At 70.1% G+C, this 13,256-nt stretch carries 10 protein-coding genes and 2 pseudogenes; 7 read left to right on the forward strand and 5 right to left on the reverse strand.

The features are described 5' to 3' along the window. Positions 1–55: 55 nt before the first annotated feature. The 3 genes and pseudogenes from coaBC (at position 56) to V1318_RS19610 (ending at position 4,062) form a co-directional block, all read left to right on the forward strand. Positions 56–1,275, forward strand: a pseudogene (coaBC, locus tag V1318_RS19600) (bifunctional phosphopantothenoylcysteine decarboxylase/phosphopantothenate--cysteine ligase CoaBC). Further along, the gene (dut, locus tag V1318_RS19605; protein ID WP_056176804.1) at positions 1,272–1,730 is read left to right on the forward strand and encodes a dUTP diphosphatase; all 459 of its coding nucleotides are present in this window, start codon (positions 1,272–1,274) and stop codon (positions 1,728–1,730) included. The pseudogene coaBC and the gene dut overlap by 4 nt, the downstream one beginning before the upstream one ends. A 16-nt stretch (positions 1,731–1,746) precedes the next feature. Continuing rightward, entirely contained in the window at positions 1,747–4,062 is a 2,316-nt protein-coding gene (locus V1318_RS19610; protein WP_332941453.1) for a phosphomannomutase/phosphoglucomutase, read from the forward strand. Positions 4,063–4,188: 126 nt separating this feature from the next. Here the strand turns inward: V1318_RS19610 and V1318_RS19615 are convergent, their stop codons facing one another. From V1318_RS19615 to V1318_RS19625, 3 genes are all read right to left on the reverse strand, one after another. Beyond that, the gene (locus V1318_RS19615; RefSeq protein ID WP_332941454.1) at positions 4,189–4,842 is read right to left on the reverse strand and encodes a hypothetical protein; all 654 of its coding nucleotides are present in this window, start codon (positions 4,840–4,842) and stop codon (positions 4,189–4,191) included. Between the two features lie 148 nt (positions 4,843–4,990). Further along, entirely contained in the window at positions 4,991–5,653 is a 663-nt protein-coding gene (pyrE, locus tag V1318_RS19620; RefSeq protein ID WP_332941455.1) for an orotate phosphoribosyltransferase, read from the reverse strand. A gap of 23 nt (positions 5,654–5,676) precedes the next feature. Further along, positions 5,677–6,198 (reverse strand): GNAT family N-acetyltransferase, encoded by a 522-nt coding sequence (locus V1318_RS19625; protein ID WP_332941456.1) that lies wholly within the window; start codon positions 6,196–6,198, stop codon positions 5,677–5,679. 68 nt (positions 6,199–6,266) lie between these two features. Between V1318_RS19625 and V1318_RS19630 the strand changes: the two genes are divergently transcribed. From V1318_RS19630 to V1318_RS19640, 3 genes and pseudogenes are all read left to right on the forward strand, one after another. Next, positions 6,267–7,040 carry an exodeoxyribonuclease III gene (locus V1318_RS19630; RefSeq protein WP_332941457.1) on the forward strand — a complete coding sequence of 258 codons (774 nt, stop codon included), beginning with the start codon at positions 6,267–6,269 and terminating at the stop codon, positions 7,038–7,040. Next, complete coding sequence (locus V1318_RS19635; RefSeq protein WP_332941458.1) at positions 7,030–8,646, forward strand: MFS transporter; 1,617 nt, start codon at positions 7,030–7,032, stop codon at positions 8,644–8,646. Before V1318_RS19630 ends, V1318_RS19635 begins: the two co-directional genes overlap by 11 nt. Positions 8,647–8,720: 74 nt before the next feature. Next, positions 8,721–8,939, forward strand: a pseudogene (locus V1318_RS19640) (hypothetical protein); the annotation flags it as partial. A 122-nt stretch (positions 8,940–9,061) separates the two neighbouring features. Here V1318_RS19640 and V1318_RS19645 read toward each other — a convergent pair. Together V1318_RS19645 and V1318_RS19650 are read right to left on the reverse strand one after the other, a co-directional pair. Then, positions 9,062–10,198, reverse strand: coding sequence for an anhydro-N-acetylmuramic acid kinase (locus V1318_RS19645; RefSeq protein WP_332941463.1), 1,137 nt, complete (start codon positions 10,196–10,198; stop codon positions 9,062–9,064). A gap of 20 nt (positions 10,199–10,218) precedes the next feature. Next, positions 10,219–11,655 carry a peptidoglycan DD-metalloendopeptidase family protein gene (locus V1318_RS19650; protein ID WP_332941459.1) on the reverse strand — a complete coding sequence of 479 codons (1,437 nt, stop codon included), beginning with the start codon at positions 11,653–11,655 and terminating at the stop codon, positions 10,219–10,221. A gap of 195 nt (positions 11,656–11,850) precedes the next feature. Between V1318_RS19650 and tyrS the strand changes: the two genes are divergently transcribed. Beyond that, on the forward strand, positions 11,851–13,077 hold the full coding sequence (tyrS, locus tag V1318_RS19655) for a tyrosine--tRNA ligase (protein ID WP_332941460.1): 1,227 nt from the start codon (positions 11,851–11,853) through the stop codon (positions 13,075–13,077). Positions 13,078–13,256 lie beyond the last annotated feature (179 nt).

Raw genomic sequence — 13,256 nt, forward strand, 5'->3', positions numbered from 1 at the left:
TACGGGCAGTCTGCGAACGCCGGAGCCGCACCGCCGCAATGGACCGAAGCCGAACATGGCATCAGACGCGCCACTCACCCTGCAAGGCCAGCACGTGCTGCTTTGCGTCTGCGGCGGCATCGCCGCCTACAAGGCCGCCGAGCTGGTGCGCCGCCTGCGCGATGCCGGCGCCGACGTGCGCGTGGCCATGACCGAGAACGCGACCCGCTTCGTCGGCACCGCGACCTTTCAGGCCCTGTCCGGCCAGCCGGTGCGGACCTCGCTGTGGGACGCCGAGGCCGAGGCCTCGATGGGCCATATCGAGCTGGCGCGCTGGGCGCAGCGGGTGCTGATCGCGCCGGCCACCGCCGACATGATCGCCAAGCTCGCGCACGGCTTCGCCGACGATCTGATCGCCACCCTGTGCCTGGCCACCGACGCGCCGCTGACCCTGGCCCCGGCGATGAACCACCGCATGTGGGCGCATCCGGCCACCCAGGCCAACGTCGCCACCCTGCGCGCGCGCGGCGTGCGCCTGCTGGGCCCGATGGACGGCCCCATGGCCGAGCCCGAATCCGGTCCCGGCCGCCTGATGGAGCCCAACGACATCGTCGCCGCGCTGGCCCAGGTGACGCCGTGAGCGCGGCCAGCCTGCAGGGGCTGCGGCTGTTGGTCAGCGCCGGCCCGACCTTCGAAGACATCGATCCGGTGCGTTTCATCGGCAACCGCAGCAGCGGCAAGATGGGCTTCGCGATCGCCGAGGCCGCCGCACGCCGCGGCGCGCAGGTGAGCCTCATCGCCGGTCCGGTATCGCTGCCGACGCCGGCCGGGGTCGCGCGCACCGACGTGCGCTCGGCCGCGCAGATGCGCGAGGCGGTGCTGGCGGGCCTGCCGGCCGACGCCTACATCGGCGCCGCCGCGGTCGCCGACTACACCCCGGCGCAGGTCGCGCCGGGCAAGATCAAGAAAAACGAAGCGCACTTCGCCCTGGAGCTGGTGCGCACGCCCGACATCCTGGCCGAGGTCGCGGTGCATGCCGCGCGCCCGCGCCTGGTGGTCGGCTTCGCCGCCGAGACCGACGAGGTCGAGCGCTACGCGCGCGGCAAGCTCGAGAAGAAGAAGCTGGACCTGATCGCCGCCAATCGCGTCGGCGTGCCCGGCAGCGGTTTCGAGAGCGACGACAACGCCCTGACCGTGTACTGGACCGGCGGCGAACGCGCGCTCGGTCCCGCACCCAAGACCCAGTTGGCCGACCAGCTGCTGGACCTGATCGCCGAACGACTGCGCAACGAATGAATCACACTCTTGAACTGAAGATCCTCGACCCGCGCTTCGGCGACGAATGGCCGCTGCCGCAATACGCCACCGCCGCCAGCGCCGGCCTGGACCTGCGCGCGGCGCTGGACCAGTCGCTGGTGCTGCACCCGGGCGACACCGCGCTGGTGCCGTCGGGTCTGGCGATCCACCTCGGCGACCCCACGCTGTGCGCGGTGATCCTGCCGCGATCGGGCCTGGGTCACAAAAACGGGATCGTGCTGGGCAACGGCACCGGCCTGATCGATGCCGACTATCAGGGGCCCTTGCTGATCAGCGTGTGGAATCGCGGGCGCGAGGCTTTTACGATGCAGCCGGGGGATCGCATCGCGCAGCTGGTCGTACTTCCGATCGTACGGGCGACGCTGCAGGTGGTCGACGAATTCGAATCCAGCGCGCGCGGGGCCGGCGGTTTCGGCCACACTGGCGTGCGCTGATCAAAGGAACGCAACGATGGTGGATCTGAAGATCGAGCGGCCCAAGCTGTCGGCCGAACAACTCAAACCGATACGCCCGATCGCGATCGTGCTGTGCGCGCTGCTGGCGGCCTGGTTCGCCTGGAGCGGTTGGCAGCAGCATCGCGACAACGCGCGTCGCAGCGGGATCGAGCGCGCGCGCGACGCCGCCGTCGCCGCCGCCAAGTCCGGCCTGGCCGGCGAACTCAAGCGCCTGGACGAACGCCTGGCCTCGGCGCCGCTGCAGACCGCGCTGGGCGCGGGCGATCTGGCCGCGGCCGCGCGCGAACTCGGCAAGGACTGGCCCGGCGCCAGCGACGCCGTGGTCCTGCGCAGCGACCTGGCGGCCGAGTACGCCGCATTGCCCAAGGGCGGTTACGGCCGCCTGGCCGCGATGGAGGCGGCGATCGCCAACGACAAGGCGGTGGCCTGGATCGCGCGCGACGGCGCCCAAGCCACCCTGGCCCTGGCCGCGCCCGCGCGCGTCGGCCCGCAGGCGGTCGGCGTGGCCTTCCTGCGTCTGCCGCTGCAGCGCGTGAGCCAAGGCATCGAAGGCGCCTCGGTGTCCAGCGACAGCTACCTGGCCCTGCGCCAGGGCGGCTACAGCGTGGTCGAGCGCGGCGACGCCTCGCTCGCCGACGGCGCCGAGGCGCTTGCGGCCAAGATTCCCGACAGCGACCTGCGCGTCGCCGCCGCCATTCCCGACATCGCCGGCGGCCCGCTCGGCCTGGGCGCGGTCGGCTGCTTCGGCGCCGCCGCGGCGCTGGCGCTGCTGGCGTTGCTGGCCTGGCGCGCGCCCAAGCTGCGCCGCGGCGCGGCGGTCGCGGTCGAGGAGGAAGGCCCCGACCAGACCCTGACCGAAGCGATGGAACAGCAGCCGGTGCCGCCGCCGGTCGAACTGCCGATCGAGGTCAAGTCGCCGCTGCCGGCCAAGGCGGTCGCGATCGACCGCAGCATCTTCCGCGCCTACGACGTGCGCGGCGTGGTCGGCAAGACCCTGGACGCAGGCGTCGCCGAACTGATCGGCCACTCGGTCGGCTCGCTGATGCACGAACAAGGCCTGACCGACATCGTCGTCGGCCGCGACGGCCGCCTGTCCGGCCCGGCCATGGTCGAAGGCCTGATCGCCGGCCTGCGCAAGGCCGGCCGCAACGTGATCGACATCGGCATGGCGCCGACCCCGGTGATCTACTTCGGCGCCTACCATCTGCGCGCCGGTTCCTGCATCTCGGTCACCGGCAGCCACAACCCGCCCGATTACAACGGCTTCAAGATCGTGGTCGGCGGCGAAACCCTGTCCGGCGACGCCATCACCGATCTGTACGCGCGCATCGCCGACGACCGCCTGCACCTGGGCGATCTGGGCTCGCTGTCCGAGCGCGACATCGGCGAGGACTACGTCCAGCGCATCGCCTCCGACGTGCAGATCGACCGCCCGCTCAAGGTCGTGGTCGACGCCGGCAACGGCGTGGCCGGCGACATCGGCCCGCGCGTGCTCAGCGCGATCGGCGCCGAGGTCACGCCGCTGTACTGCGACATCGACGGCAACTTCCCCAACCACCATCCGGACCCGAGCGAGCCGCACAACCTCGCCGACCTGATCAAGATGGTGCAGCGCCTGGACGCCGACCTGGGCGTGGCCTTCGACGGCGACGGCGACCGTCTGGGCGTGGTCACTCGCGACGGCCAGAACATCTTCCCCGACCGCCTGCTGATGCTGTTCGCCGCCGACGTGCTGGAACGCAACCCCGGCGCGATGATCATCTACGACGTCAAGTGCACTGGCCGTCTGCCGGGCCAGATCCTGCGCCATGGCGGCAGCCCGCTGATGTGGAAGACCGGGCACTCGCTGATCAAGGCCAAGATGCGCGAGACCGACGCCGAGCTGGCCGGCGAGATGAGCGGCCACTTCTTCTTCAAGGAGCGCTGGTTCGGTTTCGACGACGGCATCTACGCCGCCGCGCGCCTGCTCGAGATCCTGGCCGCGCGCCCGCAAAGCGCCAGCGAGACCCTGGCGGCCCTGCCCGACGGCGTGTCCACGCCCGAGATCAAGGTCGATGCGCCCGACGGCGACCCGCACAGCTTCGTCGAGCGTTTCCTGCAGCAGGCCCAGTTCGAGGGCGCGCGCCTGTCGACCATCGACGGCCTGCGCGTGGACTACGCCGACGGCTGGGGCCTGGTGCGCGCGTCCAACACCACCCCGGTGCTGGTGCTGCGCTTCGACGCCGACTCGCGCGAGTCGCTGGGCCGTATCCAGGCCGCGTTCCGCTCGCAGCTGTTGGCGGTGGATCCCACGCTCAACCTGCCGTTCTGATTGCGGCCCGGGCATCGGGCCGACGCAAAGCGAAACGACCGGCTCAGGCCGGTCGTTTCGTTCTCAGCGTCCGTGAATCCTGGATGCCGCTAGCGCTCGGACGCAGTCCCGCGGCGTTCGTCCCGCTCAACCGCCCGCGCGCGCCGCCTCGGCGGCCTTCATGCTGTTGTAGCGCTGCAGCGCCGCGGTCAGGTCCTCGTCGATCGTCGCGCGCTCGGCTTTCTGCTGCAGCAGGATGCTCTGCTGGCGCAGCAGTTCGGCGTGCTGGTTGCGGATGTTGTCGGACAGGCTGCCGCGCACCGGTTTGCCGTTGAGTTCTTCTTCGCCGGCCTTGCGCAGCAGGCTGAGCAGGCTCTGGCGCCGGCCTTCGACGCCGAGCTGCGAGGCCTTCACGGTCTCGTCCATCACCGCGATGCGTTCCTGGAACGCGCGCCGCAGGTCGGCCTCGGTGGCGTAGGACTGGGCCATGGCGATGTCGCGGCGGGCCTTGGCCTCGTCGGCCATCGCGGCGATGCGCGCGGCTTCGGCCTGGGCGGCGGCGGCGGCGCGTTCCTCGGCGGTCAGGGCACGGCCGACCTGAGCGGTGGCCAGGCCGCTCTTGGCGCTGAACTCGGTGCGCGCGCTGTCGACCGCGCTGGCCGGCAGGGCGTCGCCGCAGACCTTGCGGCCGTTCTCGTTCCAGCAGTAGAGCTTCTTCTTGGGCGCGTCCTGGGCGACCGCGACGGTGGCGGTCAGCGCCAGCAGCACGGCACCGGTCAGCAGCGAGTGGATCTTGTTCATATCGGCTCCCTGCCATCGCGATGCATGGGTCATGGGATGGAACTGACGCAAGAGTCGGGCCATATCAGCACCCCGCGCGTGCAACCGGCGTCACGATTCCATCAACGCGCCCGGCCGGGGTCGGCCGGCCAGGCGCGAGCCGCGGAATTCAGGCGCCGGCGTGGCTGCCGTAACGCTCGCGGTAGTCGAGCAGGCGCTCGCGCTGGGCGCCGAATTCGGCGCTTTCGCCGGTGAACGCCAGCAGGTCGGCCAGGCTGGCGACCGCGATCACCGGCAGGCCCTGTTCGATTGCGACAGTTTCTGCCGCCGAGCGTCGCGATGTGGCCGGGTCGACGGCTTCCTGGCGGTCCAGCGCGATCACGATGCCGGCGGCGCTGCCGCCGGCCTGCGCGATGATCGCCAGCGCCTCGCGGATGGCGGTGCCGGCGGTGATCACGTCGTCGACGATCAGCACCCGGCGCCCGGCCAGCGGCGCGCCGATCAGGCTGCCGCCCTCGCCGTGGGTCTTGGCTTCCTTGCGGTTGAACGCCAGCGGCAGGTCGCGGCCGCGATGCGCGTATTCGCAGGCCAGCGCGGTCGCCAGCGGGATGCCCTTGTAGGCCGGTCCGAACAGCAGGTCGAAGCCGACGCCGTGGGCGTCGATGGCGTCGGCGTAGCAGCCGGCCAGTTCGGCCAGCGCGGCGCCCGTATCGAAACGGCCGGCGTTGAAAAAATAAGGGCTGCTGCGGCCCGACTTGAGGGTGAATTCGCCGAAGCGAAGGGCGTCGGCGCGCAGGGCGAGTTGCAGGAAGCGGGAGCGGTGGTCGGTCATGGGGGGCGTCGTGCGGTTCGGATTCAAGCGGTGGGGGACGGTTGCAGCCGGCGCAGCATCAGGTGCTGCGGGCCGGCCGCGCCGCCCAGGAACAGTTCGCCGGTGTCGACGAAGCCCGAGCGCCGGTAGGCGGCGATCGCGGCGAGATTGCGGCAGTTCACGGTCAGCGCCAGCAGCCGCCGTTGCGGGTGGCGCCGTCGCAGGTCCTCGCAGCAGGCGTCCATGGCGCGCGCGCCGTAGCCGCGGCCCTGGCGGCGGTGGTCGATCACGACCGCGCGCAAGCCCACGCTGGGCTCCTCGAAGGCGCGGCCGCCGACCGCGCCAGGATGGAAATCCAGGCGGTAGAAGCCGACCACCTCGTCGCCGGCCAGCACCGCCATCGCCTCGCTGTCGGGGTCGCGGCGGGTGTCGTCGAGGTTGAAGGCGGTATCGCCGACGAACTCCAGCTGTTCCGGCGCGACCCGCAGCGCGCGCACCGCCTCGGCCAGCGCATCGTCGACGGGGACGACGCGGACGATCGCGGACGCGGCGGGGGCTACGGACATGCCGGCATGATAGGCCACCGGCGCCCGGGCCATTGCTATGATCGGCCGCATCACGCTCGGGAGTGCGCATGCGCATCATCAGCTTCAACGCCAACGGCCTGCGGTCGGCGGCCACCAAGGGCTTCTTCGACTGGTTCCGCACTCAGAACGCCGACGTGCTGTGCATCCAGGAAACCAAGGCCCAGGAACACCAGCTCACCGGCCCGGCCTTCCTGCCCGAGGGCTACCGCGCCTACTTCCGCGACGCGATCACCAAGAAGGGCTACAGCGGCGTCGCGATCTACTCCAAGCGCGAGCCCGACGAGGTCCGCACCGCGATGGGTTGGGCGCCGTTCGACGACGAAGGCCGCTATATCGAGGCCCGTTACGGAAATCTCAGCGTGGTCTCGTTCTACATCCCGTCCGGGTCCTCGGGCGAGCTGCGCCAGGGCTTCAAGTTCGAGGTCATGGACTGGCTCAAACCCAAGCTGGACGAATGGCTGCGCAGCGGCCGCGAGTACGTGCTGTGCGGCGACTGGAACATCGTGCGCAGCCGCCTGGACATCAAGAACTGGACCAGCAACCAGAAGAACTCCGGCTGCCTGCCGCCCGAGCGCGAGTGGCTGAACGGCCTGTGCGCCGACCAGGACGGCTGGGTCGACACCTACCGCGCCCTCAACGCCGAAGGCCAGGACTACACCTGGTGGAGCAACCGCGGCGGCGCGCGCGGCAACGACGTGGGCTGGCGCATCGACTACCAGTTGGCCACGCCGGGCCTGCGCGAGCGCCTGCGCGGCTGGGCGATCCAGAAGGAACCGCGCTTCTCCGACCACGCGCCGTTCATCGTCGACTATGAGCTCTGAGGCCGCCGCGGCGAAGCCGCGCCCGGGCTGGCGGCAGGTGCTCAAGAGCCTGCGCGAGCCCAAGGTGCTGGCGATGCTGCTGCTGGGCTTCAGCTCGGGCATCCCGATCTACCTGGTCGGCAACACGCTCGGCTTCTGGATGCGCGAGAACGCGATCGAGCTGTCGACGATCGGCTTCCTGTCCTGGGTCGGTCTGGCCTATTCGCTGAAATTCCTGTGGGCGCCGCTGGTCGACAAGACCGACGCGCCGTTGTTCGGGCGCTGGTTGGGCCGCCGCCGCGGCTGGATGCTGCTCACCCAGATCGTCGCCAGCGTGGCGCTGCTGGGCATGGCCCTGGTCGAGCCGCAAAAGGGCCAGCTGATGCTGGGCGGGGTGGCCTTGAACCACCTGCTGGTGTTCGGCGTGCTGGCCCTGGTGGTGGCCTTCGCCTCGGCCACCCAGGACATCGTGATCGACGCCTGGCGCATCGAGAGCGCCGACAGCAACGAGCAACAGGGCCTGCTGACCGCCAGCGGCGCGCTGGGCTATCGCACCGCGCTGCTGGTCACCGATTCGCTGATCCTGATCATCGCCGCGCGTGTGGGCTGGGCGGTGTCCTACGAAATCATGGCGGCGCTGCTGGGCGTGGGCATGTTCGCGGTGTTCCTGGCGCGCGAGACGCGTTTGCCCGCCGCCGAACCGGCGATCGGGATCGTCGACGCCGGCGAGGAAACGCTGGGCGTATCCGACGCGATGGTGGTGCGCTGGCTGACGGCCCTGGCGATCGGCGTGGCCGCGCTGGCCTACCAGATCGCCAAGCACAATTTCTGGGACGCCGGCTGGAGCTACCTCGACGCCGCGTTCGCCGCGGGCACGGCGCTGGTGCTGTGGCTGCTGCTGCGCCGCCCCCAGGACGGCCGGCCGGTGCCCGAGGCGACCTGGTCGCGGCCGCTGGTGCGGCCGCTGCTGCGCTTCTTCGACGCGGTGTTGGGCCCGCTGCTGATGTTCCTGCGCACCCACGGCAAGTGGGCGCTGCTGATGCTGGTGGCGATCAGTTTGTACCGGCTGCCGGACTTCGTGTTCGGGCCGATGGCCAACCCGTTCTATGCCGACCTGGGCATAGGCAAGGAGACCGTCGGCGCGGTGCGCGGTTCGATCGGCACCGTCGCGACCATCGTCGGCATCGCCGCGGCCGGCCTGAGCGCGATCCGCTTCGGCTTCGTGCCCACCCTGCTGGTGGGCGCGGTGCTGGGCCCGGGTTCCAACCTGGCCTACGCCTATCTGGCGGTGCACGGCAGCGATCCGACCGTGTTCGCGATCGTCATGGCGATCGACAACTTCAGCAACGGCTACGCCGGCGTGGCCCTGGTCGGCTACATGTCCAGCCTGACCAGCGTGGGCTATACCGCCACCCAATACGCCCTGCTCAGTTCGTTCTATGCCATGCCCGGCAAGTTGCTCAAGGGCCTGTCCGGGGTGGCGGTGGAGCAGCTGGAAACCGGCCGCACCCTGCTGGAGGCGTACTCGCTGTTCTTCGTCGGCACCGCCCTGCTCGGAATTCCGGCCCTGCTGCTGTGCCTGATCCTGGTCATGCGCCGGCCGGTCGCGGCGCCGGCGGCGGCCTGAACGCGCGCGACCGCGCTCACGATTCGCCGACGTTCATGCACAAAACCCGCGGTTTGCTGAGGTAAAGTGCAGCAATGACCGATATTGTCCTGCACGACATCGACCCGGTGCTGGCCGAACGCATCCGCCGGGTCGCCGAGGCCCGCAGCTGGTCCCCGGACGAAGCGCTGATGCACCTGCTCGAGCACGGCCTGTTCGCCTGCGAGACCGAGATGGCCGCGCGCTTCAGCGACACCGATGCCGACGCCCTCAAGGCCGCGATCATGGCCCTGGAGAGCGTGCCCAGCGATCCGGGCTATTCCCTGATCGGGCGCGCGCCGCGTCCGGTCGACGAGGGCGAATGGGGTCACCAGGGCGCCAGCCAGATCGACGCCGACCTGCAGAAGCTGATCGACCAGGTGCCGGCCGGCAAGAATCAGGCCGGGTAGACCACCCCGAGCACGCGCGGGCCGCGCGCGCCGGTCACGCTGGGCAGATTGCCGGGCAACCCGGCCAGGGTCTGCCGCGCCAGCCAGGCGAAGGCCATGGCTTCGACGAAATCCGGATCCAGGCCGTAGGCCGCGGTCGATTCGATGATCGTGTCCGGCAGCTGCGCGGCGATCGCCTGCAACAGGCGGGCGTTGCGCACGCCGCCGCCGCAGACCAGCAGCCGGCGCGTGTCCGGCTGCTGCGCGCGCAGGGCGTCGGCGATGGTGATCGCGCTCAGCTCCAGCAGGGTCGCCTGCACGTCCTCGGGGCGCTCGCCGCCGCTCAGGCGCGTGCGCACCCAGTCGAGGTGGAAATGCTCGCGGCCGGTGCTCTTGGGCGGCGGCAGGGCGAACCAGGGCTCGTCGAGCAGGCGCGCCAGCAGCTCCGGATCGACCTCGCCCTGGGCCGCGTAGTCGCCGTCGGCGTCGTAGGCGCCGCCGCGGTGCAGCAGGTGCCAGGCGTCCATCAGGCAGTTGGCCGGGCCGGTGTCGAAGCCGCGCGCCGCGCCGTCGGCGGGCAGCAGGGTGTAGTTGGCGATGCCGCCCAGGTTCAGGACCGCGCGGTCCTCGTCGGGCGCGTGCAGCAGGGCGGCATGGAAGGCCGGCACCAGCGGCGCGCCGTGGCCGCCGGCGGCGACGTCGCGGCGGCGGAAATCCGCGACAGTGGCCACGCCGCAGCGCTCGGCGATGCGGTGGCCGTCGCCGAGCTGCCAGGTGAAGGGGTTGCGGCCGTCGTAGTAGGCGCCCTCGGGGCGGTGGCGCACGGTCTGGCCGTGCGAGCCGATCGCGTTGAGGTCGGCCGCGCCGACCCCGGCTTCGGCCAGCAGCGCCAGCGCCGCCTCGGCGAAGGCGTCTGCGATCTGCACGTCCAGCGTGCCCAGTTCCTCCAGCGACTGCGCCTCGCCGCCCTGGCCCAGCACCACCAGGCGCGCGCGCAGCGCCTCGGCCCAGGGGAAGGTGCGGCCCAGCACGAGTTCGCAATGCGGCGATCGGGCGGCATCGAAACGCACCAGCGCGGCATCGATGCCGTCGGCGCTGGTACCGGAGATCAGTCCGACGAACAGCCCCGCAGCGGGGGCCTGCATGTTTTCGGGCACTGCTGGCCTCAGGCCTTGGTCTTCTTCTTGGGCGCCAGCGCGCGCGACATCGGCGATACGACCGGCGTGGCGTCGGCGTAGATGATGTTCTCGACCTGGCGGATGCGCGCCAGGGCGACGCCGGTCTGCGAGCGGAACTGCGCCAGCGCGCCGCCGCTGAGCGGCTCCGGCGGCGGCATCGTGATCGACAGCGGATTGCGGTGCACGCCGTTGACGCGGAATTCGTAATGCAGGTGCGGGCCGGTCGACATGCCGGTGCTGCCGACGTAGCCGATCACCGTGCCCTGGGCGATGCGCTGGCCCGGGCGGATCTTGCCGATGCGCGACATGTGCCCGTACAGCGTGGTGTAGCCGCGGCCGTGGTCCAGCACCACCGCGTTGCCGTAGCCGCCCATCCAGCCGGCCGATTTCACCCGCGCGTCGCCGGCGGCCATGATCGGGGTGCCGCTGCCGGCCGCGTAGTCCACGCCCTTGTGCATGCGCATGCGGCCCAGCACCGGGTGGCGGCGCGCGCCGAAGCCCGAGCTCAGGCGCGCGTACGGGATCGGCATGCGGATGAAGCTCTTCTTCAGCGGGCGGCCGTCGCCGGTGAAGTACTCGGCCTTGCCGTCGCGCTCGAAACGGAAACCGGTGTGCAGCTTGCCGTCGCTGGTGAAGGTCGCCGCCAGCACCGGGCCGGTGCTGACCAGTTCGCCTTCGCGCCAGGTCTGCTCGACCACCACGCTGAAGCGGTCGTTGGCGCCGACGTCTTCGTTGAAGTCGATGTCGTACTTGAAGATGTCGTCGGTGAGGGTGCGGATGTTGTTCGGGGTCAGGCCGACCTTGCGCGCCGAACGGAACAGCGAGGAGCCGACCTTGCCGCTGAGCACCACGGTGCGGGTTTCGCTCGGGCGCGCGATCACCTTCTGGTAGATCTTGCCGCCGTCCAGCTTCAGTTCGACCTGGTGGCTGTCGTCGCGGTCGTAGCGGAAGCTGCGCAGCGAGCCGTTGACCGGCATGTCGAAGGCGAGCTCGGTGCCCGGCTTCAGCCGGGTCAGCGCCTGCTTGGCGCCGGGCTGGTCGAGGATCTGCTGCAGGGTCGAGGCGGGAATGTCCAACTGCTTGAATACCGCGCCCAGGGTCTGGCCGCGGTCGACCCGCACCAGCTGCCAGCTGTCGCCGATCTGGCCCTTGGCGCGCGCCATCGGCAGCGGCGGCAGGGCCAGCGCCAGCGACTGGCGCGCGGCGTGCAGCGGCTTGGCGTTGCCGGGGCTGAAGCCCGGCACGATCGCCAGCACCAGCATGCCCATGGTCGCGAACAGGCTGGCCTGCACCCATTGACGGCGCGACCAGCGACCGTTGAATCCATCGGAAATATGACGTGCCAGCACCGGTCGATGCAGGGCGGCCTCACGCAGTGCCTTCAGGCGTTCGCGCCGGTCCGAACCGGAATCGGGTGCGGTCATCGATGGAATCCCCTGCAAAAGGTGTGAAGGCTGCGTAGCGGCGTTACCATAGACATGCGAGCAACGTGCGTCAAACCCTTGACCTGAATAGGGTTTTTGTCCGCCAGACAATGCGGTAACGTTTAACTCCCTGTTAACCCCATTCATTGACCGCGGTCGCATTTCGGCGCCCGCGTCCGCCACGCGAGTCCTCCTTTGTCCGCTCCCAGCCCCGCCTCCGTCCAAGACGCCCTCGACCTGATCCGCCGCGGCACCGACGAGATCCTCAAGCTCGACGAGCTCGAGGCCCGTCTCAAGCTCGGCCGCCCCCTGCGGATCAAGGCCGGCTTCGACCCGACCGCGCCCGACCTGCACATCGGCCATACGGTCCTGCTCAACAAGATGCGCCAGTTCCAGGACCTGGGGCACCAGGTGATCTTTCTGATCGGCGATTTCACCGGAATGATCGGCGACCCGACCGGCAAGAACGTCACCCGCAAGCCGCTGACCCGCGAGGACGTGCTGGCCAACGCCCAGACCTACGCCGACCAGGTGTTCAAGGTGCTGGACCGCGACAAGACCGAGGTGCGTTTCAACTCCGAATGGTTCGGCAAGATGAGCGCGGCCGACATGATCCGCCTGGCCGGCCAGCACACGGTCGCGCGCATGCTCGAGCGCGACGATTTCGCCAAGCGCTACGCCGCCCAGCAATCGATCGCGATCCACGAGTTCCTGTATCCGCTGGTGCAGGGCTACGACTCGGTCGCGCTGGAGTGCGACGTCGAGCTCGGCGGCACCGACCAGAAGTTCAACCTGCTCATGGGCCGCGGCCTGCAGGAGCACCACGGCCAACCGGCCCAGATCGTGCTGACCATGCCGCTGCTGGAAGGCCTGGACGGCGTCAACAAGATGTCCAAGTCGCTGGGCAACTACATCGGCATCAACGAACCGGCGATCGACATCGTCACCAAGACCATGAAGATCGACGACGCGCTGATGTGGCGCTGGATCGACCTGCTCAGTTTCGAGATCTCGATCGCCGATGCCGCGCGTTTCAAGGCCGAAATCGAGGCCGGAACGCTCAATCCGCGCGATCTCAAGCTGCGTCTGGCGCGCGAGCTGGCGGCGCGCTTCCACGGCGCGGACGCCGCCGAAACCGCGGTCGCCGGCTGGAACGCGGCCGTGCGCGGCGAGGGCGATACCGCGTCCCTGCCGCTGACCGATGTGGCGGTGCCCGCCGAAGGCCTGCGCATCGCCGCCCTGCTGACCGCGGCCGGGCTCACGCCCAGCAATTCCGAAGCCAACCGCAAGCTCAAGGAGCGCGCGGTGCGCATCGACGGCGAGATCGTCGAGGACGCGCAGCGCGCGTATGCGCCGGGTTTCGAGGGCGTGCTCGCGGTCGGCAAGCGCACCTTTGCGCGCGTGCGCCTGATCGCCGGCTGAGCCCGACGAAAAAACTTTCGAAAAATCGCGATTTCGGGCTTCCCAAATCCGTTGTGCATGTGCACAATGCGCGCCCCGCCGAGCTGCATGGATTGAGCGCGTCGGGGCGGATCGAAAGCGGTACGAAATCGGTTGACGACTTCGAACTCTGCTGTAAGATGCGCGGCCCGGCAGACGGG

The organism is Lysobacter sp. CCNWLW3, assembly GCF_036697405.1.
Lineage (GTDB): Bacteria > Pseudomonadota > Gammaproteobacteria > Xanthomonadales > Xanthomonadaceae > Lysobacter.